This window comes from Saccharothrix sp., from assembly GCF_031180885.1.
Taxonomy (GTDB): domain Bacteria; phylum Actinomycetota; class Actinomycetes; order Mycobacteriales; family Pseudonocardiaceae; genus Actinosynnema.
Map to the genome: position 1 here is coordinate 28478 of NZ_JAPSLK010000056.1, position 25783 is coordinate 54260.

At 71.8% G+C, this 25783-nt stretch carries 26 protein-coding genes; 10 read left to right on the forward strand and 16 right to left on the reverse strand.

What is annotated here, in order from left to right; genetic code table 11:
• Positions 1–2463, forward strand: a complete 2463-nt coding sequence (locus tag RIN75_RS36305) for a DUF3488 and transglutaminase-like domain-containing protein (protein WP_309116617.1) — start codon at positions 1–3, stop codon at positions 2461–2463.
• A 1037-nt stretch (positions 2464–3500) separates the two neighbouring features.
• Here the strand turns inward: RIN75_RS36305 and RIN75_RS36310 are convergent.
• The 6 genes from RIN75_RS36310 to RIN75_RS36335 form a co-directional block, all read right to left on the reverse strand.
• Positions 3501–3884, reverse strand: a complete 384-nt coding sequence (locus RIN75_RS36310) for a DUF3040 domain-containing protein (RefSeq protein ID WP_309116618.1) — start codon at positions 3882–3884, stop codon at positions 3501–3503.
• A gap of 235 nt (positions 3885–4119) precedes the next feature.
• Positions 4120–4830 (reverse strand): hypothetical protein, encoded by a 711-nt coding sequence (locus RIN75_RS36315; protein WP_309116619.1) that lies wholly within the window; start codon positions 4828–4830, stop codon positions 4120–4122.
• Positions 4831–5010: 180 nt separating this feature from the next.
• On the reverse strand, positions 5011–5268 hold the full coding sequence (locus tag RIN75_RS36320) for a hypothetical protein (RefSeq protein WP_309116620.1): 258 nt from the start codon (positions 5266–5268) through the stop codon (positions 5011–5013).
• An 81-nt stretch (positions 5269–5349) separates the two neighbouring features.
• A complete protein-coding gene (locus RIN75_RS36325) occupies positions 5350–5991 on the reverse strand; it encodes a Crp/Fnr family transcriptional regulator (protein WP_309116621.1) in 642 nt (213 codons plus the stop codon).
• Positions 5992–6051: 60 nt separating this feature from the next.
• On the reverse strand, positions 6052–7329 hold the full coding sequence (locus RIN75_RS36330) for a DNA polymerase IV (protein WP_309116622.1): 1278 nt from the start codon (positions 7327–7329) through the stop codon (positions 6052–6054).
• Positions 7330–7365: 36 nt separating this feature from the next.
• Positions 7366–8460, reverse strand: a complete 1095-nt coding sequence (locus RIN75_RS36335; protein WP_309116623.1) for an amidohydrolase family protein — start codon at positions 8458–8460, stop codon at positions 7366–7368.
• Between the two features lie 38 nt (positions 8461–8498).
• Between RIN75_RS36335 and RIN75_RS36340 the strand changes: the two genes are divergently transcribed.
• Positions 8499–9803, forward strand: coding sequence for a glutamine synthetase family protein (locus RIN75_RS36340; RefSeq protein WP_309116624.1), 1305 nt, complete (start codon positions 8499–8501; stop codon positions 9801–9803).
• Here the strand turns inward: RIN75_RS36340 and RIN75_RS36345 are convergent.
• Together RIN75_RS36345 and RIN75_RS36350 are read right to left on the reverse strand one after the other, a co-directional pair.
• Positions 9784–10359 carry a sigma-70 family RNA polymerase sigma factor gene (locus tag RIN75_RS36345; protein WP_309116625.1) on the reverse strand — a complete coding sequence of 192 codons (576 nt, stop codon included), beginning with the start codon at positions 10357–10359 and terminating at the stop codon, positions 9784–9786. The genes RIN75_RS36340 and RIN75_RS36345 overlap by 20 nt on opposite strands.
• A 582-nt stretch (positions 10360–10941) precedes the next feature.
• Positions 10942–11664 (reverse strand): class I SAM-dependent methyltransferase, encoded by a 723-nt coding sequence (locus tag RIN75_RS36350; RefSeq protein WP_309116626.1) that lies wholly within the window; start codon positions 11662–11664, stop codon positions 10942–10944.
• Between the two features lie 34 nt (positions 11665–11698).
• Here RIN75_RS36350 and RIN75_RS36355 point away from each other — a divergent pair, with 34 nt between their 5' ends.
• Genes RIN75_RS36355 through RIN75_RS36370 form a run of 4 tightly spaced genes read left to right on the forward strand, consistent with a single transcriptional unit; the run spans position 11699 to position 14984 of the window.
• Entirely contained in the window at positions 11699–12541 is an 843-nt protein-coding gene (locus RIN75_RS36355; RefSeq protein ID WP_309116627.1) for a ParA family protein, read from the forward strand.
• Entirely contained in the window at positions 12538–13173 is a 636-nt protein-coding gene (locus tag RIN75_RS36360; protein WP_309116628.1) for a LysE family translocator, read from the forward strand. Before RIN75_RS36355 ends, RIN75_RS36360 begins: the two co-directional genes overlap by 4 nt.
• Positions 13160–13954: a DNA-formamidopyrimidine glycosylase family protein gene (locus RIN75_RS36365; protein ID WP_309116629.1), complete on the forward strand. Its 795-nt coding sequence runs from the start codon at positions 13160–13162 to the stop codon at positions 13952–13954. The genes RIN75_RS36360 and RIN75_RS36365 overlap by 14 nt, the downstream gene beginning before the upstream one ends.
• Positions 13955–13964: 10 nt before the next feature.
• Positions 13965–14984, forward strand: coding sequence for a quinone-dependent dihydroorotate dehydrogenase (locus RIN75_RS36370; protein WP_309116630.1), 1020 nt, complete (start codon positions 13965–13967; stop codon positions 14982–14984).
• On the opposite strand, the gene RIN75_RS36375 is transcribed toward RIN75_RS36370, so the two are convergent.
• Positions 14981–16231: a solute carrier family 23 protein gene (locus RIN75_RS36375; RefSeq protein WP_309116631.1), complete on the reverse strand. Its 1251-nt coding sequence runs from the start codon at positions 16229–16231 to the stop codon at positions 14981–14983. The two genes, RIN75_RS36370 and RIN75_RS36375, sit on opposite strands and share 4 nt — an antisense overlap.
• Before the next feature lie 252 nt (positions 16232–16483).
• On the opposite strand from RIN75_RS36375, the gene RIN75_RS36380 reads away from it, so the two are divergent.
• The gene (locus tag RIN75_RS36380; RefSeq protein WP_309116632.1) at positions 16484–17407 is read left to right on the forward strand and encodes a MerR family transcriptional regulator; all 924 of its coding nucleotides are present in this window, start codon (positions 16484–16486) and stop codon (positions 17405–17407) included.
• Between the two features lie 281 nt (positions 17408–17688).
• On the opposite strand, the gene RIN75_RS36385 is transcribed toward RIN75_RS36380, so the two are convergent.
• The 6 genes from RIN75_RS36385 to rimO all read right to left on the reverse strand — a co-directional run bounded on the left by RIN75_RS36385 (position 17689) and on the right by rimO (position 22693).
• Positions 17689–18477, reverse strand: a complete 789-nt coding sequence (locus tag RIN75_RS36385) for a hypothetical protein (protein ID WP_309116633.1) — start codon at positions 18475–18477, stop codon at positions 17689–17691.
• A 14-nt stretch (positions 18478–18491) separates the two neighbouring features.
• Entirely contained in the window at positions 18492–19364 is an 873-nt protein-coding gene (locus RIN75_RS36390) for a PspA/IM30 family protein (protein WP_309116634.1), read from the reverse strand.
• Positions 19365–19689: 325 nt separating this feature from the next.
• On the reverse strand, positions 19690–20112 hold the full coding sequence (locus tag RIN75_RS36395) for a helix-turn-helix transcriptional regulator (protein ID WP_309116635.1): 423 nt from the start codon (positions 20110–20112) through the stop codon (positions 19690–19692).
• Positions 20113–20268: 156 nt separating this feature from the next.
• A complete protein-coding gene (locus RIN75_RS36400) occupies positions 20269–20742 on the reverse strand; it encodes a nicotinamide-nucleotide amidohydrolase family protein (protein WP_309116636.1) in 474 nt (157 codons plus the stop codon).
• Entirely contained in the window at positions 20739–21323 is a 585-nt protein-coding gene (gene pgsA / locus RIN75_RS36405) for a CDP-diacylglycerol--glycerol-3-phosphate 3-phosphatidyltransferase (protein ID WP_309116637.1), read from the reverse strand. Before pgsA ends, RIN75_RS36400 begins: the two co-directional genes overlap by 4 nt.
• On the reverse strand, positions 21320–22693 hold the full coding sequence (gene rimO / locus RIN75_RS36410; protein WP_309116644.1) for a 30S ribosomal protein S12 methylthiotransferase RimO: 1374 nt from the start codon (positions 22691–22693) through the stop codon (positions 21320–21322). The genes pgsA and rimO overlap by 4 nt, the downstream gene beginning before the upstream one ends.
• A 165-nt stretch (positions 22694–22858) precedes the next feature.
• Between rimO and RIN75_RS36415 the strand changes: the two genes are divergently transcribed.
• The 3 genes from RIN75_RS36415 to RIN75_RS36425 all read left to right on the forward strand — a co-directional run bounded on the left by RIN75_RS36415 (position 22859) and on the right by RIN75_RS36425 (position 24894).
• On the forward strand, positions 22859–23359 hold the full coding sequence (locus RIN75_RS36415; protein WP_309116638.1) for an amino-acid N-acetyltransferase: 501 nt from the start codon (positions 22859–22861) through the stop codon (positions 23357–23359).
• 54 nt (positions 23360–23413) lie between these two features.
• On the forward strand, positions 23414–24256 hold the full coding sequence (locus tag RIN75_RS36420; protein WP_309116639.1) for a MerR family transcriptional regulator: 843 nt from the start codon (positions 23414–23416) through the stop codon (positions 24254–24256).
• 212 nt (positions 24257–24468) lie between these two features.
• The gene (locus RIN75_RS36425; protein ID WP_309116640.1) at positions 24469–24894 is read left to right on the forward strand and encodes a phospholipase; all 426 of its coding nucleotides are present in this window, start codon (positions 24469–24471) and stop codon (positions 24892–24894) included.
• A 14-nt stretch (positions 24895–24908) separates the two neighbouring features.
• Here the strand turns inward: RIN75_RS36425 and RIN75_RS36430 are convergent.
• A partial coding sequence (locus RIN75_RS36430; RefSeq protein ID WP_309116641.1) for an FtsK/SpoIIIE domain-containing protein occupies positions 24909–25783 on the reverse strand: 875 nt, incomplete at its 5' end.

The following is a 25783-nucleotide window of genomic DNA, read 5'->3' on the forward strand; positions in this document are numbered from 1 at the left end:
GTGACCAGCGGGACCGCCGCGCGCGGCAACTGGGTGGTCGGCGCGACACCGGTGGTCGCGGGCCTCGCCACGCTGTGCGCCGCGACGGCGTTGTCGAGCGTGGTGGCGGGCGGGCTGTGGCTGGTGAACCTGGCGGTGGCGATCACCGTCGTGGTCGGCGTCGGCGTGCTGCTGCGGCAGACCCGGCTGCCCAACCCGCTGATCGCGCTGGCGCAGGTGTTCGCGCTGATGTCGCTGCTGGTGACGATCTTCACGCGGACCGGCGTGCTGGTGGTGCTGCCCGGGCCGCAGTCGTTGAGCGACCTGATGACCGTGCTCGGCGACGCGTTCACCGAGGTGCAGACCGGTGTGCCGCCGGTGCCGGACAGCGAGGCGATCCGGTGCCTGGTGATGGTGGCGATCGGCCTGGTCGCGGTGCTGGTGGACCTGCTCGCGGTCGGTGCCGCGGCGCCGGCGGCGTCGGGTCTGGTGCTGCTGTGCGTGTTCGCGGTGCCGGCGTCGCTGGCCGACGAGATGCTGCCGGTGTGGACGTTCGTGTTCGGCGCCGGGGCGTTCGCGTTGCTGCTGGCGGTGGACGGGCAGCACCGGCACGACGCGTGGCGCGGGCGGCGACCGGGGACCGGCGGGGCGAGTTCGGGTCCGGCGGCGACGGCGGTCGCGGGTGCGGCCGTGGTGATCGCGATGCTGGCCGGGGCGAGCTTCACGCTGGTCGGGACGGTCGGCCGGCTGCCCGGCGGCGACGAGGTCGGCGGCGGTGCGAACGGCCTGGGCATCGACCCGATGACCGAGCTGCGCGGCATGCTCAACCAGGGCGCGACGCGGGAGATGTTCCGGGTGCGCGGGTTGCCGGAGGCGGCGTACCTGCGGGCGATGACGTTGCGCGAGTACGTGCCCGACCAGGGGTGGCGGCTGGGCGGCGACCTGTCGACCGGGGTGCCCGCGAACGGTGATCTGCCGCAGCAGCCGGGTGATCCGGGTGACGGCGAGGTCGCGACGGTGGTCATCGAGCCGGTGAACTGGCTGGACAACTGGCTGCCGGTGTACGGACGGCCGCGGCGGATCCAGGACGTCGAGGACAACTGGCGGTACGACCCGGTGCGCGGGATGGTCTACAGCGTTCGGCAGCGCAAGGCGGGGCCGTACAAGCTGGAGACGGTCCTCAAGACACCGCCGGCGGATGCCCTGCGCCGGGCCAATGGTGCCGCGGACGTTGAAGACGTGTACCTCGATGCCCGAGGCGTCAGCCCAGAGGTGGCGAACCTGGCGCGGGAGATCACGCGCAGCCAGGGGAACGCGTTCGACAAGGCCACCGCGCTGTACAACTACTTCACCGACGGCACCCAGGGCTTCACCTACACCACGGACACCGGTGGGGCGCAGACTTCGGACGCCCTGCGTGACTTCGTCCTGACCGGCAAGCGCGGTTTCTGCGAGCAGTACGCGTCCGCGATGGCGATCATGGCACGGTCCATCGGCCTCCCGTCCCGTGTGGCTCTTGGCTTCACGGCAGGCTTCCCCACCGGCGACGCCCAGACCATCACGACTCAGGACGCCCACGCCTGGGTGGAGATCTACTTCCCGAACTACGGCTGGACCGTCTTCGACCCGACCCCGCTCTCCGACGGCCGCGGCGTGGTCCCCCCGTACATCGCCGGCCGAGAAGCCGACGGCGACGAAAACGACACCACCACCGCTCCTACCACGACGACCGCCCCCACGACGTCCGCGTCCGCCGCCACCACCTCCGCCACTCCCGAGGACCTGGCCGGCAACGACCCCAACGCCCAGCAGACGCCGACCCCGACGTGGCACACCGTCACGCTCTTGGTGGCCGGCGCGATCGGCGTCTTCCTGACCCTCTTGCTCTACCTGACAACCCGCCGCCGCGGCTCCACTTCCAGCCCCGCTTCCGGCTCTGGCGGCTCGGCCCCGTTCTTCGTCGTCCCCTGGCTGCGCACGCTCCTGATCGCCATCGCGGTAGCCGCATGGATCATCCTGGTGACGTTGCTGGTTGCCTTGGTGTCGTGGTGGATCGCCATCCCCCTCCTCCTGGCCCTCCTGATCGCGACGCCGGCAGGCATCCGCGAATGGCGCCGCCGCGAACGCTTGCGCGCGGTCGCGGGCCTGGGCCCGGACGCCGCCGCCGCGGCCTGGCAGGAACTGATCGCCGAATCGGTGGACCGGGGCACCCGCGTCCCGACCACCGAAACCGTCCGAGTAGCCGCCCGCCGAATGGCGAAGGCCCACAACCTGGACGAACAGGGCCGGGACGGTTTGCGCGCGGTGGTCGGCGCGGTCGAACGCTCGTGGTACAGCACCAACTCGGCGGCCGACCCGACCCTCCCCGCAGCCGTGGCAGAAGTCCGCCGCTCCCTGACCAGAACCGCCCCCCTGGCCCTACGAGCCAAACTCCTCCCCCGCTCAGTCCTAAACCCAACCCCAGACACAGATCCCAACGACTAACCCACCCCGCCCCGCGATCGCACGCCCCGCGGCAGCCCGCCCGCAGCAGCCCACCCCGCCGCAGCCGCCCTGCCACGGCCCGGCCGGCAGCTGCCCGCCCCGCGATCGCACGCCTTGCGGCGGCACCACCGCAGCGGCCGGCCCCGCAGCGGCACGTTCGCGGCGGCCCAGCCTGCTGCACGGCCCTCGTCCGGCGCGGCTGTGCGACACGGGGTCGGGAACAACGCCGGATAGCCAGCCGGCTGCCGCCCTCCGGCAGCACTGCCCTCGGGCGGCTCTCCCCGTCCCGGGGCACGGCCGGTGAGGCGGGATCGGGAAACACGGGACAACCGGGCGCTGCCGTGGGACCGGCGAGCGGGCCAGTGAGGGTGCCGTGCCGGGCGGGCCAGAAGGGTGCTGCCAGGCGGGCCAGTGAGGACGGCGCGCTGAGCACGCCAGTCAGGGTGGCGCGCAGGGCGGGCCAGCGAGGGTGCCGGGCTGGGCGGGCGAATGGGGGTGCCGGGCTGGGCGGCCGGGTGTGGGGGCCGTGGTCAGCGGGCGGGGCGGATGCCGGATTGAGCGTGCGGGCGCGGGTGCCTGGGTCAGTGGGCGGGCGCGAGTACTGGGTCGAGGGGGGAGCGCGTCGGGAGCAGGGGCGGGGCCGGGGTCGGCGCTGCGCTCATCGGCAGGCAGGGCCGGATCGGGCACCCGGCCCGTCGGCGGCAGGCGCAGCGGCGGGGCGGCGCAGCGGCGGGCAGGCGCAGCGGCGGGCAGGCGCAGCGGCGGGGCGGAGTCTTGGGGCGCTGGGTTTGTGGGTAGCTGAGGGCTTTGGGCGAGTCGGGGGTGGAGGGAGGGGCGCGTTTGAGGGGCGGGGGCTGCCGTTGTGCCGCGCTCCTTGTTTACGGGACGCGTGAGACTGGGTTTGGTCGCGGATTCTGCATGTCGCTCTATTGGGTGATTGGCGGAAGTGGGGAGTAGGGGGTGTAGGGGGTGCGGAGTTTGGGCATGCCGCACGGCCCGCCCTCCGGGGGAGGACGGGCCGTGGGGTGTTCGGCTTCCTACTCGTCCTCTAGGCGACGACGGAAACGCTCTTCCATCTTCTGGGAGAACGAGCTGCGGCTGGGGCGGCTTCCCTCTTCGCTGGGCTCGTCGGCACCCTGGTCACCACGACGCAGCGTCGTCACGGTGAGCAGCACGCCGAAGAACATCAACAGGAAGCCGACCACGCTCACCACCGGGATACCAGCGAGCTTCGGCAACATCACACCCGTCACCAGCAGAGCCACACCCACGGCGAACAGCGCGATGCCCTGGATGCGACGCCGTCGGGACGGCTTGCGCAGCTTGGCACCGCGCACAGTGGATGCGAACTTCGGGTCCTCGGCGTAGAGCGCGCGCTCGATCTGGTCGAGCAGTCGCTGCTCGTGCTCGGAGAGTGGCATGGCTCCTCCTCCGGCACAGCGGTCGCGGGCGCCGGGTGTTCACGGTTGCCGCCGGTCCCGGCGGACGCCCCGCCCGGGGGGCGTCACAACCAGGATACGATTCGCGAGGCTTGGCGACTACCCAGTCCGCGCCCCTAAGCGGTTCGTTCGGTCACCATCATCCTCACGGGTCAACGGTAGGACCTTCGTGAGGTCACGAAACGGACCCACCCCCGTCCGGATGACTTACCCAAGGTCAACTGTCAACGCCCGGTTGCCGTCCTCTCGGCCCCGACTTTATTCGGAACGCTGGAGTGTCGGAAGTCGCCCGCCGCCACTGGGGTGGAGAGGTGGAGCGCCGGGTGGGTGGTGGGCGGTGAGTGGGTGGGGCGGTGGAGAGGTCGGTGAGGATGTGCCTCACGGCTTCGCCGCGTTTCGACAGCAGACGCATGAGGTCGGTGGGCGGGATGCCGCCTCGGTGGACGGCGTCCGTCAGCACCGCGCGCAGCGCGTGGGGGCATGTGGTGAATCTCGTGGTGTCGGCTACTGCCCGGATCAGTGGCGCGGTGGGGAAGCCTTTGCGGAGGACTGGTTCCAGAGCGGTGCGAGGGCGTAGGGGTTTGACGTCGTCTGTGGGTTCTACCGGGCGGGTGGTCAGGACCATGATCTGGCCGGTCGTCGGGACGGTGCGGAGGCCGTGCAGGTGCAGGGCGTCCAAGCCCGTCAGGAGGGCTCCTGGGCCTGCGTAGCGGAGGGCGGCTTGGACGCGTTGCAGGCGGGTCGGAGGTTTTCGGGTCAGGAGCAGGACACCGGGGAGCAGGGGTTGCCACTCGCGGGAACGGCGGCGGTCGGCCAGTTCCTCCTGGTCCAGGCCGAGGGTGATGAGGTCGGCGGCGGTGGCCACCTGGTGCGGGAACAAGGCGGCCAGGGCTTCTACGGTGATCGTGGTTCGGGTTTTGGTGTGCATGGGTCCACGATCGGCCCAAAGCAATCGCTCGGCGAGGAGTCGATTGCGAACTGTGGACAACTTCGGACCTGTGGACAACTTTGGCGTCAAAATGCGGAAAGAGGCCTTCTGCGGACCCGACCGCCCGCAGAAGGCCTCTGGGAGACGACGACCGCCCCTCGCCGGTCGCCGTGTGGATCGCTAGAGCCGGACCAGGTCCTCGCGGATCTCCTCGTCCAGCGTCCGCCGCGCCGCACGCACGCTCTGCCAGGCGTCGTGCACGGCGACCAGCGCACCCGACAGCACCAGCGCCACGGCCAGCGCGACCACGCCGTTCGTGTCCAACTGGGTGACGATCACGGCGGCGGCCCACAGCTGGACGGCGGTGAAGACCAAGGTGCAGGCGAGGCGTTCGGTGAAGCGGCGGCGCGACCGGGCGGGTTCCTCGTTTCGGTTCATCTCTCCCCCTTCAGCTCGTCATGGCTCATTTGTAAGGGGAATGACGGACCTGTTCTGCGTCAGATGACACAGAACCGCGAATCAGGTGGTCAGGTCGTAGAGCCGGCGCACCTGGAGGATGTCGATCTTGCGTCGACCCGTCCTGATGATGCCCTGTTCGCGCAGTGAGCGCAGCACCCGGACCAGCGATTCGCGCGACGTCCCGGCGATGCCCGCCAACTCCTCCTGGCTGAGCGACACCGCCCCCTGGTCGGCGATCCCGCGTCGCAGCGCCATGTCGATGAGCACGGCCGCGACGCGCTGGGTCGCGGTGCCGCTGAACTGGATGCGCTGCCGGTCGGTGTCCCGCTGCCGCGCCACGACCACGGTCAGCACGGCCCACGCGATGCGCGGTCGCCGCTGGCACAGGTCGGCGAACGCCGTGTCGGACAGCACCAGCGCCCGCACGTCCACCAAGGCGCGGACGGTCGCCGACCGGGGTCGCCCGTCGATCGCGGACCGCTCCCCCACGATGTCCCCGGCGCCGCGCACGGCCAGCACCTTCTCGCCGCCGTTCGTGGTCGCCGCGGTGACCCGGAGCAGGCCGCGCAGCACGATCAGGACGTGCCGGCTGACCTCACCCTCGTGGCACACCACCGCCCCGGTGGCGTAGTCGCGCTCGGTCCCGCTCGCGGCCAGCACGGCGTGCTCGGCGGGCGTGAGGAGACTCCAGAAACGGTCCACGTCCGACAGGGTGGCCCCTGATCGACCCCGCTGTCCGGCACGACCACCCGAACGGCGCGCTCAGCGGTCGGGTTTGGGTTCGGGCAGGTTCGGCTGGGCCGGGGCGGAGGACAGCAGGGACGCGGGTTTCACGGCCGCCCGGCCGAAGCGTGTTCGGGCCTGGTCAGCGGCCTGTTCGGCCTCGCGCCAGCCGCGTTCGGGGGCGTCGAACATGAGCTGTTCGCCATCGTCGCCCTCGACCAGCTGCTCGATGCGCACGCCGATGAGCCGCACCGCGCCCGGCGGCACCTGTTCGTCGAGCAACGTCGAGGCCGTCTGGTAGACCTCGCGGGTCACGTCGGTGGGCACGCGCAGGGTCTTGGACCGCGTGATCGTGGTGAAGTCCGCGAACCGCACCTTGATCGACACCGTCCGCCCGCGCAGCCCGCGCTGCCGCAGGGTGGCCGCCGACCGCTCGGACAGCCTCAGCAGCTCCCGCCGCAGCAGCTCGCGGTCGTAGTGGTCGACCTCGAACGTCTCCTCCGCGCCGATCGACTTCTCCCTGGTGGACGGCACCACGGGCCGGTCGTCGAGGCCCTGCGCGAGCGCGTGCAGGTGCTCGGCCAGCGCCACGCCCAGGACCCGGCGCAACCGGGGCAGCGGGGTGGCCGCCACGTCCGCCACCGTCTCCAGCCCGACCCGGTCGAGCTGCTCGGCGGTCCGCTTGCCGACACCCCACAACGCCGACACGGGCAGCGGGTGCAGGAACTCCAGCACGTCCGCGCGCGGCACCACCATCATCCCGTCCGGCTTGCACATGCCCGACGCGAGCTTGGCCAGGAACTTCGTGGGCGCCACCCCCACCGAGCAGGTGACCCCCTGCGCCTGCTCGACCTGGCGCCGGATCAGCGCCCCGATCTGCGCGGGTGTGGCCTTCAGGCGCTTCAAAGCCCCGCTGACGTCGAGGAACGCCTCGTCCAGGCTCAGCGGCTCCACCAGCGGCGTGATGTCGCGGAAGATCGCCATCACGCCCCGGGACACCTCCTGGTAGCGCGCGAAGTTCGGCATCACGAACACCGCGTGCGGGGCCAGCCTGCGGGCGTGGGAGGTGGGCATGGCGGAGCGCACGCCGTACTCGCGCGCGAGGTAGTTGGCCGACGAGACGACACCGCGGTTGGCCGTGCCGCCGACCACCACCGGCTTGCCGGCCAGCTCGGGGTTGTCGCGGATCTCCACGGACGCGTAGAAGGCGTCCATGTCGACGTGCAGCATCGAGCAGCCGGTGTCGTCCGGCCAGACGTCGCCCTGCGCGCGGAAGCGGTCCACCAGGCCGCGTGGCAGGTTCGCGCTGCGGCCCATGAACCCTCCCCCCGATCCGAACGCTTGTTCGACAGTCTAGTCCAAACGGTAGGCCCGGTGCGCGTTCTCCCACCCGATCAGGTGAGCGATGCGCACGGCGTCGGCCTCCGCGAAAGCATGCCTGCGGAGGGCGGACAACAGGAAGTCCGACAGCGCGCGCCGGAAGAACAACGCGCCCAGGTGGTACAGCTCGGGCAGCGCGAACGCGTCCGTGGAGAACAGGAACTTGCCGTAGGGCACGATCTCCAGCGCCTCGGCGAGCACCCGCCCGGCCTGGTGGCCCGCGTTGTGGGTGGCCAGGCCGACGTCCACGAACACGTGCGGGAACACCTGCGCGAGGTACGCGGCGGTGCGGTGGAACGGGTAGTTGTGCAGCAGCATGATCGGCACGCCGAGCGGTTCGGTGGCCCGCAGCAGCGGCGTGAGCAGGGACGGGTCGGCGCGGTGCAGGGTGACGTCCCGGTCGCCGTAGCCGACGTGGAACTGCACCGGCAGCCCGCACTCCAGCGCCTCCCAGATCAGGAAACGCGACAGCACGTCGTCCGCGCACCGCCCCTGACCGGCCCAGCGCTCGCACGCGGCAACGACCTCCGCGTCGGAGGGCCGTCCGGGCGCCAGGTCGAGGCCCACCCGGTAGGCGGCGATCGACTTCGCGGCGACGGCCGGGGTCCGTTCCAGCGCGGTGCGGATCGCGTCGGGGAACGCTTTGGGGCCGCCGGTCACGACTTCCTCGGCCAAACGCTCCAGGCGGAGGACGGAAAATTCACGTGATCCGGTGAAAACCGACGGCCCGGACAACCGATCCGGCCACAGCCCGCCGTCGACCAGGAACACCGAGATGCCGGAGGCCACCAGGAAGGCTCTGTTGACCTCGGCCGCACCCAAAGACAGCCGTCGCGCCATGTACTCGTCGGCGGGTGCGTTAGGAGCCAGATCGAGCAACGGGGCGCACCAACGGCGCACCGCGAGGCCTATGGCGGAGTCGAACAGCGATGTGCCCCACGGGCTGACCACGTCCGCCTCGGTGAGCAACTCTTCGAACCCCGTGCGGTCCACGTCGTCCCGCAGCACCCCGTGGCAGTGGTGGTCCACGAGGTTCAACTCGGCCACGTACGGCAGCAGCGGCTCCACTTGTTGAAGAGTAGTGACCTGGTGTAACCACGCACCTCATGGACACGGACGAACGGCAACGCCGGTACGACCGGGCCGCCGACCTCGTGGCCGACCTCGCCGACCGCGACGTCATCGTCGTCGCGATCACCTGGGTCGACCACAGCGGCATCACGCGCGTGAAGTCCGTGCCGCTGCGCAGACTCCCCGACGCCGCCGCGCACGGCGTGGGCGCCTCCCCCGTGTTCGACGCGTTCCTGCTGGACGACTCGATCGTGGCCGGCCGGCACGCGGGCGGCCCGGTCGGCGACCTGCGGCTGCACCCGGACCTGGACCGGATCACCGTGCTGGCGGGCCAGCCGGGCTGGGCGTGGGCGCCGGCGGACCGCTACGACCGGGACGGCGTGCCGCACCCGCGGGACGAACGGGGTTTCGCGCGGGCGATGACGGACCGCATGGCCGTCCACGGGTACGACGTGCGGGCCGGGTTCGAGGTGGAGTGGGTGGTCGGGCAGCCCGGAGACGACTTCGTACCGGCGACGACCGGACCGGCGTACGGGCACACCCGGCAGGTCGAGCTGTCGGACTACTGCGCGGACCTGGTCGCGGCGCTGGGCGAGCAGGACGTGGAGGTGCTCCAGTTCCACCCGGAGTACGCGCCGGGGCAGTTCGAGCTGTCCACCGCGCCCGAGGAGCCGGTGCGCGCGGCCGACACGGCGGTGCTGGTGCGGGAGACCGTCCGGGCGATCACCGCGCGGCACGGGATGCGGGCGTCGTTCTCGCCCAAGGTGGTGGCGGACGGGGTCGGCAACGGCGGTCACCTGCACGTCAGCCTGTGGCGGGACGGGCGGAACCTGGCCGGGTCGGGTGACGCCGAGTCGTTCGCGGCGGGGGTGCTGCGGCACCTGCCGGGGTTGTGCGCGGTGGGCTGTGCGTCGGTGGCCAGCTACCTGCGGCTGGTGCCGTCGCACTGGGCGGGGGCGTTCGCGGCGTGGGGCGTGGAGAACCGGGAGACGGCGCTGCGCGTGGTCGAGGGGCGTGACCTGGAGGTCAAGTGCTTCGACCTGTCGGGCAACCCGTACCTGGTGGTCGGGGCGACGCTGGCGGCCGGGCTGGCGGGGATCGTGGACGGGTTGCGGTTGCCGGAGCCGGTGTCCGTCGATCCGGTGCACGTCGCCGGGGTGCCCCGGTTGCCGTTGTCGCTGGAGGAGGCGGTGCGGGCGTTCGAGGCGGACGAGGTGCTGGTGGAGGCGTTCGGGCCGGAGTTCGCGGCGACGCTCGTGGACGTGCGGCGGGGTGAGGTGGCCCGGTTCGCCGGTGCGTCGGCGGAGGAGGTCGCGCGGGTCACCCGGTGGCGGCACTGAAGCGGGACATCTCCTTGCGCAGCTTGGACAGCGCTCGGTGTTGCGCGACCCGGACGGCGCCGGGTGAGGAGTTGACGACGGCGGCTGTTTGCTCGGCGGACAGGCCCACCACGACGCGGAGGAGCAGGATCTCCTGCTGCTTCTCGGGGAGGACTTTCAGCAGGTCGGCGACGTGGCGGGCGAGTTCTTCGCGCAGGGCGGACTGCTCGGGGCCGTCCTCGTCGGTGGGGGCGTCGGGGAGTTCGGGGACGGGGTCGGCGCGGTTGCGCAGGGAGGCGCGGTGGGCGTCGGCGACTTTGTGGGCGGCGATGCCGTAGACGAAGGCCAGGAAGGGGCGGCCGTGGTCTTTGTAGGTGGGGAGGGCGGTTAGAACGGCTACGCAGACCTCTTGGGCGACGTCGTCGGCGGAGGCGTAGGAGCGTTCTTGGCGGCCTACGCGGGCGCGGCAGTAGCGGACGACCAGGGGGCGGATGGCGCCGAGGAGCCAGGCGGTGGCGGCGCGGTCGCCGGCGACGGCCTTGCGGACCCCTTCGTCGAGGTCGGGGGTGTCGGCCATCAGGCGGCCTCGGCTAAGTGCGGGTCTCCCACTGCGGGCTCCTCGCGGGTCGGCGGCGGTTGCCTTCCGCGTTTCTACCGCAAGTTCGGGGGGCCGGGTGGGTGGATGGCGCGGGTTCCGGAGTGGTTCTGCGGCCGGTTAGGGGCTGGTCGCCGGCTCGCGTGGCGCCAAGCCACGTGGTTCTGCTGCGAGGTCGGCTGCCGGGTCGCGGGTGGTCGGCGGCTCATGTGGCGCAAAGCCAGGGCGGCGTGGTCCTGCCTTTGAGGTCGGCCTGCCGGGGGCGGTGGTGGTCGCCGGTTCACGTGGCGCACAAGCCAGGCGGCGCTGCCGCCGCCACGCGGCTTCGCCGCGAGCGACTTCGTCGCGGCAGGCTCGCCACCTGGGCCGCTGCCTGCCGCCCGAATCGCTGACTGCCGCCCGAGCCCAGCCCGCGCCTGGCCTGCGTCCAACCCCGTCGGACCCGCGCCTGACCTGCGGCGGAAGGGCTGCCGGAACCGCTGGGCGCGGCCTCCGGCCCCCGTCGTCCATTGTCCCACGGGGTACCGACAAAGATCCGCTTGTGGGACCGGGAGGCGCGGCGGGTCAGGAGGGTTTGCGGGCCAGGACGTGGAGGCGGGCGGCTACGTCCCGGAGCGGTGGGCGGGTGGCGGCGGCGAGTTCCAGTTCGGCCAGGGCGTCGGCGGCGCCGGGGTTCGACTCCAGGACCGCGCCGGGGACCAGGTCCGACACGACTCCGTGACCCTGGATGAGTTCGATCTTCAGGCCGGCGTCCAGGACCAGGGCCTCCAGGCCCGCCACGTCGAAACGGCGCTGCACCGGCTCCTTCGAACCGGCCAGTTGGCCTGCCTCGTCGTCCAGGAGCCTGCGAGCGTCCACCAGGCGGCCGGCGATGGCTCGGTGCAGGACGGCGGCGTAGCGGTTGGCCGCGAGAATGGAGACGGCGGCACCTGGAGCGGCGGCGGCGGAGAGGGCCGACAGGGCTGCGGCAGCGTCGTCCACGACTTCCAGGAGGCCGTGGCCCAGGACGAGGTCGGCGGAGGATTCCGCGTCTAGAGCGTCCGTGTCGCCCTGGATCGCGGTGATCCGGTCGCGCACGCCGGCCTCGGACGCGCGCCGGTCCAGGGTGGCCAGGGCGTTGGGGCTCGGCTCGACCACTGTCACCGTGCAGCCGGCCACGGCCAGCGGCACGGCCCACACGCCGCTGCCGCCGCCCACGTCGAGCACCCTGGGGGGTTCGCCGCCGCGGCGGTCGCGTGCGGCGGCCAGCTCGGTGTCGAGCACCCTGTGTACGGCGTCCGGTCGCATGGACGTAGAGCCTAGAGACCGTAGGCTGCACCCCGTGCATACGGTGGCGGTGCTCAGCCTCAAGGGTGGCGTGGGCAAGACGACGGTCGCTTTGGGTCTCGCGTCGGCCGCGCTGCGGCGCGGTGTCCGGACGCTGGTCATCGACCTGGACCCGCAGTGCAACGCCACCTCGACGCTGGAGCCCGACGACACCGACGCGAGCATCTACGACGTCCTCCAGGAACCGACGGCGGAGAAGCTGCGCGCGGCGATCTCGACCAGCGCCTGGGGTGACGGCGTGGACGTGCTCTCCGGGTCCGAGGACGCCGAGCTGCTCAACCACCCCGACCCGGGCGAGTCCCGGCTGGGGCGGCTGCGCGAGGCGCTGCGGGTGCTGGCCGAGGAGGACGACGAGGAGCCCTACCAGCTCGTCCTGCTGGACTGCCCGCCGTCGCTGGGCCAGCTCACCCGCTCGGCTCTCGTGGCGGCGGACCGGGCGCTGCTGGTCACCGAGCCCACGATGTTCGCCGTGGCGGGCGTGCAGCGGGCGTTCGAGGCGGTCCAGGCCGAACGGGCGCACAACGCGGACCTCCAGCCGCTGGGCGTGGTGGTCAACCGGGTCCGGCCGCGGTCGCACGAGCACCAGTTCCGCATCGACGAGCTGCGCGACATCTTCGGCCCGCTGGTGATGCCGGTGGCGCTGCCGGACCGGCTGGCGGTGCAGCAGGCGCAGGGCGCGTGCATGCCGATCCACGAGTGGGGCACCCCGGGCGCGCGCGAGGTGGCGCTGGCGTTCAACCTGCTGCTCGCCCGGATACTGCGGATCAGCCGCAGTCGGCGCCGTCCGGTGCACGAGGACTTCGACGACGAGGAGATCCAGGAGGCGGTGGAGGCGTGAGCACGACCGCGCTGCCGGCGTTCACGGTCGCCGCCCTGCTGCTCACCATCACGCCGGGGCTGGACACCATGATGCTGCTGCGCATGGTGCTCGGCGGCGGGCGCAAGGCCGGGATCGTCGGCGGGTTCGGCACCACGTTGGGCTGTGTGGTGTGGGGTGCGGCGAGCATCGCCGGGCTCACGGCGTTGCTGGTGGCGTCCCGCTTCGCCTACGACGTGGTCCGCTACGCGGGCGCGGCCTACCTGCTGTGGCTGGGCGGGTCGGCGCTGTGGAAGTCGTGGCGCGGGCGGAAGGTCGAGATCGCCGAAGACGTCCAGCAGATCACGCCGGGGCAGGCGTTGCGGGTCGGGTTCACGACGAACCTGCTCAACCCGAAGATCGGCGTGTTCTACCTGTCCCTGCTGCCGCAGTTCCTGCCCACAACCGGTGACACGACCGGGTGGGCCGCGCTGCTCGTCGGTGTCCACGTGGGGCTCGGGCAGGTGTGGCAGCTCGGTGTCGTGTGGCTGGCCGGACGGGCCGTGGTGGTGCTGACCAGGCCCCGCGTCCGGCGGTGGACGGAACGGCTGACCGCGTCCGTGCTGGTCGGCTTCGGCCTGAAGGTGGCGTTCGACACCGGTGCCCGAGGGTGACACGGTCTTCCTGACCGGCCGGCGGCTGAACGAGGCGCTGGCCGGGAAGACGCTGCTGCGCGCGGACCTCCGCCACCCGAAATTGTCCACTGTGGACCTCGCCGGGCGGGACGTCCGGGAGGTCGCGACGGTCGGCAAGCACATCCTCACCCGGTTCTCCGGCGACCTCACGCTGCGCAGCCACCTGCGCATGGACGGCTCCTGGCACCTCTACCGGCCCGGCGAGCGCTGGAAGCGGCCGGGACACCAGGCGCGCGTGCTGCTGGAGGTGCCGGACCGGGTCGCGGTCGGGTTCAACCTGCACGACCTGGACCTGGTGCCCACCGACCAGGAGGACGCCCTCGTCGGCCACCTCGGGCCGGACCTGCTGGGCGACTGGACCCCGGAGGCCGAGGCGGAGGCCGTGAGACGCCTCATGGCGCAGCCGGACCAGGAGATCGGCCAGGCGCTGCTGGACCAGCGGGTCATGGCCGGCGTCGGCAACGTCTACAAGTGCGAGGTGTGCTTCCTGATCGGGGCCTCGCCGTGGGCGAAGGTGTCCGATGTGGATGCGGCCGAGGCCGTGCGGCTGAGCCGGAAGTTGTTGCTGGCCAACGCGAAGACACCGTTCCGCAACACCACCGGGATGGTGGGTCGCGGCAAGGAGTCCTGGGTGTACGGACGGGCGGGCCGGCCGTGCTTCCGCTGCGGTACGAAGGTCCGGCTGGCCGACCAGGGCGACGGCGTCCAGGAGCGGCCGACGTACTGGTGCCCGCGCTGCCAACCGGGGCCGATCGCTTAGAGTTACCGCCGTGGTCTACAAGAGCGTGGTGCGCAACGTCCTGTTCCGGATGCACGGTGGGGACGCGGAGCGCATCCACGAGACCACACTGCGGGCGCTGAGCGTCGTCAGCCCGCTGGCGAAGGCGGTCCGCCGCAAGCCCGCCGCCGAGCGCACCGTGTTCGGCGTGCGGTTCCCCAACCCGGTCGGCCTGGCCGCAGGCCTCGACAAGAACGGCCGCGCGCTGCCCGCGTGGGGTGCCCTGGGGTTCGGGTTCGTCGAGGTCGGCACGGTGACCCGGCACGCCCAGCCGGGCAACCCCAAGCCGCGCCTGTTCCGCCTGCGCGACAGCGAAGCGATCATCAACCGGATGGGCTTCAACAACGACGGCGCGCTGGAACTGGCCAACCGCCTGGACCGGCTGGGACCGCTGTCGGTGCCGCTGGGCATCAGCCTGGGCAAGTCGAAGGTGACGCCGGTCGAGGAGGCCGTCGAGGACTACCGGGCGTCGCTGCGCGCCCTGTACCGGCACGGCGACTACTTCGCGGTCAACATCAGCTCCCCCAACACGCCCGGCCTGCGCAGCCTCCAGGACCGGGGCGCGCTCACCGAGTTGCTGTCCGCGCTGGAGCAGACGTCCGGCGAACTGGCCGGGTCGGGCAAGCGCAAGCCGCTGCTGGTCAAGATCGCGCCCGACCTGACCGACCAGGCGATCGCCGAGGTGCTGGAGGTGTGCGCGGCGCACGGCGTGACCGGCCTGATCGCCACCAACACCACCCTGTCGAGGGACGGCATCGCGCCCGCCGACCAGGCCAAGGCGGCCGAGGCGGGCGGGCTGAGCGGGCGTCCGCTGGCGGTGCGGGCGCGTGAGGTCGTGCGGTTCGTGAGCCGGGAGACCGGCGGGAAGCTGCCGATCATCGGCGTGGGCGGGATCTTCGGCCCGGACGACGCCAAGGCCATGTTCGACGCGGGCGCGAGCCTCGTGCAGGTCTACACCGGGTTCATCTACGAGGGTCCGGGCATGGTGCGCCGGATCGTCAAGGCGCTCTAGGGCTGGGCGGGGCGCGCGGCGCGCAGCCAGCGCATGATCGGGTGCAGGATCACCACGAGCAGCGAGCCCCACACCAGGCCGCCCAGTTCGAGGTCACCGAGCTTGAGGGTCAGGTCGCCGACGCCCGCCACCAGGGCCGCGCCGCCGACCAGGGCGTTGCCGGGGTTGGTCAGGTCGACCCGGTTGTCCATCCAGATCCGGACGCCGACCAGGCTGATCAGGCCGAGCAGGACCAGCGTCGCCCCGCCGACCACGCCCGCCGGGATGGTGGCCAGGGCGGCGGTCGCCTTCGGGGAGAACGCGAGGAGCATCGCGATCACGCCGGTCACCGCGTAGGCGGCCGTCGAGTACACCTTCGTCACGCCCATGACGCCGATGTTCTCCGAGTACGTGGTGGTGCCCGTGCCGCCGCCGAAGCCCGCGAACGTCGTGGACAGGCCGTTGGCGATGATCGAGTCGCCGACGCTGCCGTCCAGGTTGCGCCCGGTCAGCCCGCCGATCGCCTTGACGTGCCCGACGCTCTCCGCGACCAGCACGATCACCACCGGCAGGACCAGCAGCGTCACGGACGGGCGCAGCTCGGGGGCGTGGAAGTCGGGCAGCCCGACCCACGCGGCGCGGCCCACGGCGTCGGTCTCGACCACGCCGAGCACGAACCCCAGCACCCACCCGACGACCACGCCGAGCAGCACCGAGAACCGGAAGAACAGCCGCCGGCCCAGCACCCCGCACAGCAGGATGATGCCCATCGTCACCACGGCGGGCAGCGGCTGCTCGGAGAACGAGTCCGTGGCGCGGTGCGACAGGTTGAGCCCGATGAGGATCACCACGGCGCCGGTCACCACCGGCGGCATGACGGACTCCAGCAGGCGGACGCCCAGCGCCTTGACCGCCACGCCCAGGATGATCACCAGCAGGCCGGCCGCGACCACGCCGCCGAGCTGCGCGGCCACGCCCTCGCTGCGCGCGGCCTCCAGCGGGGCGATGAACGCGAAGGACGCGCCGAGGTAGCTGGGGACGCGGTTGCGGGTGATGAGCAGGAAGAGCAGAGTGCCGAAGCCGGAGAAGAGCAGGGTGGTGCTGACGGGCAGACCGGTGGTGGCGGGGACGAGGATCGTGGCACCGGCCATGGCGGCCAGGTGCTGGGCACCGAAGCCGACGGTGAGCGGCCAGCTGAGCCGCTCCTCGGGCGCTATGGCGTCACCGTCGGTGGTGCGCCCATCGCCGTGCACGGTCCACAACGCCACTCAATGCCCTCCCCGGCGACCAGGCCGAACGCCGTTGTTCGACCAACGGATCGATCCTGCCACGCCATGTAGTGGACGAGGCCAGATAACGGTCTGATAATCACACGATTGCAGCAAGGGGTACCAGACCCGCTGCAGCTTCAGCCCAACTCGACTACGCAACGTGACCCAACGCCCGTTCGTGCGGATGGCCCCATCATGTCGTGGCCGGAACTTGACCTTCCAGCAGGGGGAGGCCGCAGGGTGGTCGACATGAGCGGCGACACCTTCCTCACCATCGGTGACCTGGCGCGACGGACCGGCCTGCCGGTGAAGACCGTCCGCTTCTACGCCGACCGCGGGATCGTGCCGCCCACCCACCGCGCCCCGACCGGCCACCGCCGCTTCGACCACACCGCCGCGGCCCGCCTGGACCTCGTGCGGACGCTGCGCGAACTGGGCGTCGACCTGGCGACCGTCCGCCGCGTCCTGGACCGGGAGACCACCGTCGCCGAGGTCGCCGCCGCGCACGCCGACGCGCTGGACGCCCACCTGGCGGTGCTGGTGTTGCGGCGGGCGGTGCTGAGGTGGCTGGGCTCGAACCCCGAGGAGATCGCTTTGGTGCACGAACTCGCCCTGCTGTCCGCCGACGCCCGCCGCCTGCTGGTGGCGGACTTCCTGGCGGATGTGTTCAACGGCCGTCCTGAAGTGGAGGGCATCGCGCGGACTCTGACTCCCGAACTGCCTGACGACCCGCAGCCCGCCCAGGTGGCGGCGTGGGTGGAGCTGGCCGAGCTGACCCGCGACCCGGGCTTCCGCGCCCTCCTGGCCCGCCTGGCGGCCCACTACGGGTTCGGTGGGGTGCGCGACGGGTTCGGCGGGCTGCGCGGCGACGGGACCGGCGGCGGGGTGGGCGGCAACGGGTCTGGTGGGCTGCGGCCGGACGTGGTGGCGGTGGTGCGCGACCGGGTCCGGCCGCTGCTGGGGACCGACCCGGCGTCACCCGAAGCGGGCACGGTGGTCGCGGAGATCACCCAGCGCTACGGCGACGAGGTGGCCGAACACCTCGAAGCCGCGAACGACCCCCGCCGCGAGCGCTACCTGACCCTGTTGGCCCTGATCAACGGCTGGGCCGAGCCGGAGAGCACGCGGGCCGAGCTGACCTGGTTCCTCGACGCACACCGCGCCCGGAACTGACCGCGAACGCTTCCCCACGACACGCCGGAGATCTGTCGGTGCCCCGTGCGATGATCGAGTCGGGGGCCGGAGGCCACGCCCGAGCCGCCGAAACCACGCCCCAGCCGCCAACGCCGCACGCCCACGCAGCCAAGGCCAGGCCCGAGTCGCCGACGCGCACGTCCGAGCCGCCGAAGCAGGCCCCAGCCGCCGAGACCGCACGCCCGCGCAGCCAACGCCAGGCCGAGCAGCGAGCCGCCAACCGACCGCACGAGCCGGGGCCGGGTCCAGCGGGACCGGGCTCAGGTCCAGCGGGACAGGTCTCGCATTGCCGAGGCCAGGCCGGCCAGGTGGTCGGTCGCCTCCCCGAGCACCTGCCGCGGGTTGGACGCCGTGCTCTCCGCCAGCACCCGCCCCGCCGCCGCCACCAGCCCGCAGTAGCCGTCGACGCCCTCGTCCAACTGCACCCGCAGCCGCCGCACGCCCTCCACCAGCGGACCGCGGTCCAGCGGCGGGGCCGTGTCACGCGCCCGTTCCACCGCCTGCAACTGGTGCGACACCGCGCGCAGCGCGGACGCCGCCTCCGCACCGGTCGCCCGCGCCTGCGCGACCGACTCGGTGGGCACGGACGTCAGCGCCGCCGAGTCGAGCTGGTGCAGCAGCTCACGCAGCGTGTCCTCGGCGTCCTCCAGGCGCTCCATCGGCGCACGGGCCGCCGACGACCGGGCCGGCAGCGGCGTGCGCACCGGGGCGATCGCGAGCTGTTGCCGGGCCGCGTCGATCTCGCGCATCTTGCCGCGCGTGCGCAGCGCCAGCACGCCCGTCGCCGCCGCGCCGCCGAACGCCACCACGGCGACCGCCGGGTGGATGCCCACCGCGATGGCCAGGCCGCCGACGACGGTGAGCAGCGTCAGCACGATCAGCCAGAACGTGAGCGCGCGGCTCGACCGGTTGTAGCGCCGGTCGAGCTTCGCGCGCGGGTCGTTCCACGCGGCGATCCGCCGTTTGACCTGGTCCGCGAGTTGACCTTGCAGCTGGGCGCCGACGAACTGGGCGATCTCGCCCGCCGCCTTCCGTGCGGGGTGCTCCATCGCGGACCCCACGCTCAGCCCTGGCTCGCGGGCGGGTTCTGCTGCGCCTGCTGCGAACCCTGTGCACCCTGGGTCTGGGCCTGCTGCACGCGCTGCGCGATCTCCTGCTGGATGCTCGCCGCCGCGCTCTGCGACTGCCCGCTGGTCACCTCACCGGCGACCTGGCCACCGCGCATGGACGCCCGGATCTGCTCCAGCCGCGACGAGCCCGCCATCTGGGTGGTCGACTGCTGGACCTCCAGCATCCGGCCCTGCACCGAGTTCTGCGCCAGCTCCGCGGACCCGAGCGCCGTGGTGTAGCGCTTCTCGATCTTGTCGCGGATCTCGTCCAGCGACGGCGTGTTGCTCGGCGCGGCCAGCTCGGTCATCTGGCGCAGCGACGCGGAGACCTGCTCCTGCATCTTCGCCTGCTCCAGCTGCGAGAGCAGCTTGGTGCGCTCGGCGAGCTTCTGCTGCAGCACCATCGCGTTGCGCTCGACCGCCGCCTTGGCCTGCTGCGCGGCCTGCAGCGACTGGTCGTGCAGCGTCTTGAGGTCCTCGATGCTCTGCTCGGCGGTCACCAGCTGGGTCGCGAACGACTGGGCGGCGTTCTCGAACTCCTGCGCCCGCTGCTCGTCGCCCTTGGCCCGCGCCTCGTCGGCCAGGACGAGCGCCTGGCGCGCGGACGCCTGGAGCTTCTCGACCTCACCGAGCTGCCGGTTGAGCTTCATCTCCAGCTGGCGCTGGTTGCCGATCACGGCGGCAGCCTGCTGCGACAGGGCCTGGTGCTGCCGCTGCGCCTCCTCGATGGCCTGCTGGATCTGCACCTTCGGGTCGGCGTGCTCGTCGATCTTGGACGAGAACGCCGCCATGAAGTACTTCCACGCCTTCACGAAAGGGTTGGCCATCTCCTACGCCTGCCTTCTCCGCACTTCCCTGGCTCGCGCTCGTGACTGGCAACGACCCGGTGCCGGTGTTGGTTCCATCGTGTCAGTTGTCCGGTGCCGCTTCCACCGACCTGGGGAGATATCCGGGTTCACCCTGAGTCACCCCTGAAACTTCGGCGTCGACATGGTCATCCTGCCGCTCCGGTGCCCGGGTGGACGCGGCGACCCCGCCCGCGGTTGCCAACTCGTTGCAGTGTGACGAAACCCATGCTCAAGCGCAGCGCCGGCGCGCATGCGACGAAGCCGAGTCGGTGGACCCGACCCGGCTTCGCGAACAACGCTCGACTTACGCCGCCACCACGGCGCCGCGCGGCTCGATCGACGTGGACAGCCGGTGCGTGAGCATCGGCTGGATGCGCAGATCGGACAGGTCGTTGCCGATGACGGTGGGCACCAGCGTGCCGCCCTCGAGGCTCGGCGCGGTCGGACGCTGGGTCCGCTCGGCCAGCTCCGCGGGCGTGGGCACCGGCTGCGTCACCGCGCCGATGTCCGACGCGACGAGGTGCAACAGCTCCGACAGGGGCAGGTCCAACGCCTCGCAGATGGCGGCCAGCAGCTCGCTGGACGCCTCCTTGCGGCCACGCTCCACCTCGGACAGGTACCCCAGGCTGACGCGGGCGGTCCTGGAGACCTCGCGCAGCGTGCGGCGTTGGGTGGTGCGGGCATGGCGGAGCCGATCACCGATCGCCTCGCGTAGCAGCACGGTCATCGCGCGCCTCCTTCCGGCCGGCCGTGCCACCACGTTACCGACCCGTCCCGTCGACGGGCAGTGACTTCGGTGCACGTCCGCCACAAGCGAACGATCGAACCGGGCTCCTTGTTCCCGCGCCCAGGCCCGGGTGTGACCGGGATTGCGCTGCTCAAGTCATGCTTGAGCGATCTTCAGGTGATCGCGGAGAAGATCGAGCGCGGCGATCACGGAAGCGTGGCGGACTTCGTGACGATCACCACCGACAGTGATGGTTTCGACCGCCGAACCGGACGGACCGGACAAACCGATGTGGACGGTACCCGCGTCGACCCCGTCCTGCGGGTCCGGCCCGGCGACCCCGGTCAGCCCGAGGCCCCACGTCGCCCCGCAGCGCGTCCGAGCGCCCTCGGCGAGCTGCCGGGCCACCTCCGGGTGCACCGCGCCGTGCGCGGCCAGCAGCGCCGCGTCCACGCCCGCCAGGGACGCCTTCAGGTCGGTCGCGTAGACCACGAGCCCGCCGCGCAGCACCGCGCTGGCACCCGGCACGGTGGTGATCTCGGCGGCGACCAGCCCGGCGGTCAGCGACTCGGCGGTGGCCACCGTCTCCCCCCGCGCCTTGAGCGCGGCGACGACGTCGACGGCGGTCACGCCCCCGCCACCGCCCTCTTCCCGCGGGCGCGCAGCCGGAACGCCCGCACCACGTAGTCGACGCCGGTCACGACGGTGAGCACGACCGCCGCGTACATGGTCACCACGGCGATCAGCTCCAGGTTCGCGGGCAGCGGCAGCAGGTAGAGGCCGATGGCGACGATCTGCACCAGGGTCTTGGCCTTGCCGCCCCGGCTGGCCGGGATCACGCCGTGGCGGATCACCCAGAACCGCAGCAGCGTCACGCCCAGCTCGCGCACCGCGATCACCACGGTGATCCACCAGGGCAGCTCGCCCAGCAGGCTCAGGCCGACCAGGGCGGCGCCGGTCAGCGCCTTGTCCGCGATCGGGTCGGCGATCTTGCCGAAGTCGGTGATCAGGCCGTGCTTGCGGGCGAGGTTGCCGTCCACGTGGTCGGTGACCGAGGCCACGGCGAAGACGCCGAACGCCGCCAGCCGCCACCAGTACGAGTGGCCGCCCTCGGCGAACAGCAGGTAGAGGAACACCGGCACGAGCACCAGCCGGGACATCGTCAGCACGTTGGCGATGTTCAGCACCGGCACGCGCGCGGGTTCTGTCACCTTTGGAGCACCTCGATCGCGGTGACCACCAGGTCCACGCCCTCGGCGGCGTCGACGCGGCAGCGCACCAGGTCCCCGACCCGCAGGCCGTCGGCGTTGGTGATCACGCACTCGCCGTCGACCTCGGGCGCCTGGTGGGCGGCCCGGCCGACGCAGTCGTTCTCGTCGTCCTCCTCGGTCTCGACCAGGACGACGACCTCCTCGCCGACGCGGTCCTCCGCGCGCTGGGCGGTCAGCTCCTCGACCAGGTTCGAGATCCGGGCCACCCGCTCGGCGATGGTGTCGGCGTCGAGCTTGCCGTCGAGGGTCTCGGCCTCGGTGCCGTCCTCGTCGGAGTAGCCGAACACGCCGACCGCGTCGAGGCGGGCCTCGGTGAGGAACCGCTCCAGCTCGGCCACGTCCTCCTCGGTCTCGCCGGGGAAGCCGACGATGACGTTGGACCGGATGCCGGCCCGCGGGGCCAGCGCCCGGATCTGCTCGATCAGGCCGAGGAAGGACTCGGTCGACCCGAACCGGCGCATCCGGCGCAGCACGGCCTCGCTGGAGTGCTGGAAGGACATGTCGAAGTACTGGGCGACGTTCGGGGTGGTCGCGATGGCCTTGACCAGCGACGGCTTGGTCTCGGCGGGCTGGAGGTAGGAGACGCGGACCCGGTCGACGACCTCGGCCAGGCGCTCCAGCAGGTTCTCCAGGCCGCCCAGCTCGCGCGGCAGGTCCTTGGCGTACGAGGTGGAGTTCTCGGAGACGAGGAACACCTCGCGGACGCCCTGCTCGGCCAACCACTGCGCCTCGGCGACGACCTCGTCGGGGTGCCGGGACACGAACGCGCCCCGGAAGCTCGGGATGGCGCAGAACGAGCAGCGGCGGTCGCAGCCGGAGGCGATCTTCAGCGGGGCGACCGGGGTGTCCTCCAGCCGGGTGCGCAGCACGCGGGGGCCCCAGCCGTGGCCCGGGACCTGCACGTCCTCGGCCGCCTTGGGCCGCTGGACGGGCGTGAGCGGCAGGAGGGTGCGGCGGTCGACCGGCTTGTGCGACTCGATGGTCTTGCCGTCGAGGACGTCGTCCAGGCGCTCGGCGAGCTTGTCGTAGTGGTCGAAGCCCAGCACGGCCCGCGCCTCGGGCAGGCTGTCGGCCAGCTCCGCCCCGTACCGCTCGGCCATGCACCCGACCGCGACCACCTTGGCGCCGCTGTCCGCGGCGGCCAGGAGCGTGTCGACGGAGTCCTTCTTGGCCGACTCCACGAAGCCGCACGTGTTGACCACGACCACGTCGGCGTCGTCACCGTCGACCAGCTCCCAGCCACCGGCGGTGAGCCGGCCGGCGAGTTCCTCGGAGTCGACTTCGTTGCGGGCGCAGCCGAGGGTCAACATGGCGACACGCTTGGACGTGGTGGGGGAAGACACGGTGCTCAGGGTAGCCGCCCCGGCTGTGAACGCCGGACGTCAGCGCCCGAACGCGGGTTCTCGAGGGCTGCGATCGGCGACCTCGATGCCCACGAGCGGCACGATCGGGCCACCGGGAGCTACGTTTGCACCGTGAACGACCCGATCAACGTGCGCCGGGCGCGCACCGGTGACGTGCGGGCCATGAAGGCGCTCATCGACCTCTACGCGGGCAAGGTGTTGTTGGCCAAGCCGCTGGTCACGCTGTTCGAGGACATCCAGGAGTTCTGGGTGGCCGAGGAGGGCGGTGAGCTGCTGGGTTGCGGTGCGTTGCACGTGCTCTGGGAGGACCTCGCGGAGATCCGCACCGTCGCCGTGGCGCCGCAGGCGTTGGGGCGGGGGATCGGGCACCGGCTGGTGGGGCGGTTGATCGACACCGCGCGCGAACTCCAGCTGTCGCGGGTGTTCGTGTTGACGTTCGAGACCGAGTTCTTCAGCAAACACGGGTTCGTGGAGATCGACGGGACGCCGGTGTCGCCGGAGGTCTACGAGGAGATCATGCGGTCGGCGGACGAGGGTGTCGCCGAGTTCCTCGACCTCTCGTACGTGAAGCCGAACACCCTGGGCAACTCGCGGATGCTGCTCCACCTCTGATTGTTCGAGTGTTCACTCGAACAATGTTGACTCGATGAGCCACGCCCCACGAGGATGGGGGTCGTGCAGCTCACCGTGGACGAGCTGGCGGTCCGGGTCGGACTGCCGGGCAGCACCATCCGGATGTACCAGACCAAGGGCGTGCTCCACCCGCCGCGCAGGCAGGGCCGGGTCGCCTACTACGACGAGTCCCACATCGAGCGGTTGACGCTGGTCCAGCGGCTCCAGTCGCGGGGGTTCTCGCTGCCGGCGATCGCGGAGCTGGTCAAGGCACGCGAGCAGGGGGCGAGCGTCGCGGCGGTGCTCGGGGTCGGGGACAACGAGGGGCCGGACGACTGGGTCCGGGTGCGGGTGCGGGACCTCAAGCGGCTGGTGCCCACCGGGGACATGCGGCCGGCGGTGTTGCGCCGGGCCATCCAGCTCGGGCTCGTGCGGTGGCGGCGCGGGTGGCCGCACACGCGCCGGTGGGCGCTGGAGGCGGGCAACCGGCTCGCGGGGCTGGCCGTGCCGGCCGAGGACGTCCTGGACCAGTTCGCGGGCCTGCGACGGGCCACCGACGGCATCGCGGCCGACTTCGTGGAGGTCTTCGAGCGGCGGCTGTGGCCGCGGCTGGACGGCAAGTCCGCCGAGGACGACCAGCTGGACCGGGTCCGGGCGCTGCTGGTGGAGCTGACCTACACCGCCGAGACCGTGGTGGTCGGGACGCTGCGCGAGTCGATCCGCGAGGCCGCCGAGGAGTTCGCGCGCCGGCACGGGCTGCTGCCCGGCGGTGACTTCCAACCCGCGTGGGCGGAGGAACCCGTGCCCATCGCGGAACGTCTCATCGACACCGAGAACGAGATACCGGACGAGACCACCATCCGCCGGTTCCTCGACCAGGGCGACGAGCCCTCCTGAGCGTGCCAGGGACGCACGAGCCGGTTCGGAGGGGTTCGGCTCGCACGTCCGACGACGGGGCACGACGGTGCCCGGCGGACCGCGAAAGGCCCGCCGGGCACCGCAAACGTTCACCCGGTGTTGCCGTCGCGTGAGCCCATCGGGGCTGTCGGACGTCGATCAGCCACGAGTAGGAACGTCTTCACGGCCTTTCCTCACGAGGGGGAACACCTGTGAAGACCCTGCGCTCCGCCGTCACCGCCGTCCTCGCCACCGCCGCCTTCCTGCTCGGCGCGGGCAACGCCCAAGCCGCCATCGACGCACGGGCCGTGACGGACGACTTCCTGTTCAACCGCAGCCTCAGCCAGTTCAGCTCGATCCGGTCGCAGGGCCCGTACGCCGACCAGCTCGACTGGTCGTCCGACGGCTGCTCCTGGTCCCCGGACAACCCGTTCGGCTTCAAGTTCCTGCCCGCGTGCCACCGGCACGACTTCGGCTACCGCAACTACAAGCGCCAGTCCCGGTTCAACGAGACCACGCGCCTGCGCATCGACGACAAGTTCAAGGCCGACCTGTACCACCAGTGCGCGGGCAACTGGGCGTGCAACCGGACGGCGGACCTGTACTACCAGGCGGTCCGCGAGTTCGGCGCGAGCTGAACCCGGGGGGCGGGTCAGTCCACGTCGGGGGCCGGCCCACCCTTGATCAGGTACACCACCGAGTCCAGTTCGTCCGGCTTGATCAGCACCTCGCGCGCCTTCGACCCCTCCGAGGGACCGACCACGCCCCGCGTCTCCAGCAGGTCCATCAGCCGGCCCGCCTTGGCGAAGCCCACCCGCAGCTTGCGCTGGAGCATCGACGTCGAGCCGAACTGGGACGTCACGATCAGCTCCGCCGCCTGCAGGAGCAGTTCCAGGTCGTCGCCGATGTCGGCGTCGATCTCCTTCTTCTCGCCCGCCTTCGCGGCGGTCACGCCGTCGGTGTACTCGGGCTGCGCCTGCTGCTTGGTGAAGTTGACGATCTCGGCGATCTCCTCGTCGCCGACGAACGCGCCCTGGATGCGCACCGGCTTCGACGCGCCCATCGGCAGGTAGAGGCCGTCGCCCATGCCGATCAGCTTCTCCGCGCCCGGCTGGTCGAGGATGACCCGCGAGTCGGTCAGCGACGACGTGGCGAACGCCAGCCGCGACGGCACGTTGGTCTTGATCAGGCCGGTCACGACGTCCACGGACGGGCGCTGGGTCGCCAGCACCAGGTGGATGCCCGCCGCGCGCGCCTTCTGGGTGATGCGGACGATGGCGTCCTCGACGTCGCGGGGCGCGGTCATCATCAGGTCGGCCAGCTCGTCGACGATCGCCATGATGTACGGGTAGGGCCGGTACACCCGCTCGCTGCCCGGCGGCGCGGCGATCTCGCCGGAGCGCACCTTGCGGTTGAAGTCGTCGATGTGGCGCACCCGGTTGACCTGCATGTCCTGGTAGCGCTGCTCCATCTCCTCGACCAGCCAGGCCAGCGCGGCGGCGGCCTTCTTCGGCTGGGTGATGATGG

What these genes read in the sequence shown, in the direction of transcription:
- RIN75_RS36380 (WP_309116632.1), top strand. Translation starts at nt 16,484, where the DNA reads ATGAGCGGCGACACCTTCCTCACCATCGGTGACCTGGCGCGACGGACC.
- RIN75_RS36420 (WP_309116639.1), top strand. Translation starts at nt 23,414, where the DNA reads ATGGGGGTCGTGCAGCTCACCGTGGACGAGCTGGCGGTCCGGGTCGGA.
- RIN75_RS36395 (WP_309116635.1), bottom strand. Translation starts at nt 20,112, where the DNA reads ATGACCGTGCTGCTACGCGAGGCGATCGGTGATCGGCTCCGCCATGCC.
- RIN75_RS36320 (WP_309116620.1), bottom strand. Translation starts at nt 5,268, where the DNA reads ATGAACCGAAACGAGGAACCCGCCCGGTCGCGCCGCCGCTTCACCGAA.
- rimO (WP_309116644.1), bottom strand. Translation starts at nt 22,693, where the DNA reads ATGTTGACCCTCGGCTGCGCCCGCAACGAAGTCGACTCCGAGGAACTC.
- RIN75_RS36340 (WP_309116624.1), top strand. Translation starts at nt 8,499, where the DNA reads ATGGACACGGACGAACGGCAACGCCGGTACGACCGGGCCGCCGACCTC.
- RIN75_RS36350 (WP_309116626.1), bottom strand. Translation starts at nt 11,664, where the DNA reads ATGCGACCGGACGCCGTACACAGGGTGCTCGACACCGAGCTGGCCGCC.
- RIN75_RS36385 (WP_309116633.1), bottom strand. Translation starts at nt 18,477, where the DNA reads ATGGAGCACCCCGCACGGAAGGCGGCGGGCGAGATCGCCCAGTTCGTC.
- RIN75_RS36390 (WP_309116634.1), bottom strand. Translation starts at nt 19,364, where the DNA reads ATGGCCAACCCTTTCGTGAAGGCGTGGAAGTACTTCATGGCGGCGTTC.
- RIN75_RS36315 (WP_309116619.1), bottom strand. Translation starts at nt 4,830, where the DNA reads ATGCACACCAAAACCCGAACCACGATCACCGTAGAAGCCCTGGCCGCC.
- RIN75_RS36345 (WP_309116625.1), bottom strand. Translation starts at nt 10,359, where the DNA reads ATGGCCGACACCCCCGACCTCGACGAAGGGGTCCGCAAGGCCGTCGCC.
- RIN75_RS36330 (WP_309116622.1), bottom strand. Translation starts at nt 7,329, where the DNA reads ATGGGCCGCAGCGCGAACCTGCCACGCGGCCTGGTGGACCGCTTCCGC.
- RIN75_RS36310 (WP_309116618.1), bottom strand. Translation starts at nt 3,884, where the DNA reads ATGCCACTCTCCGAGCACGAGCAGCGACTGCTCGACCAGATCGAGCGC.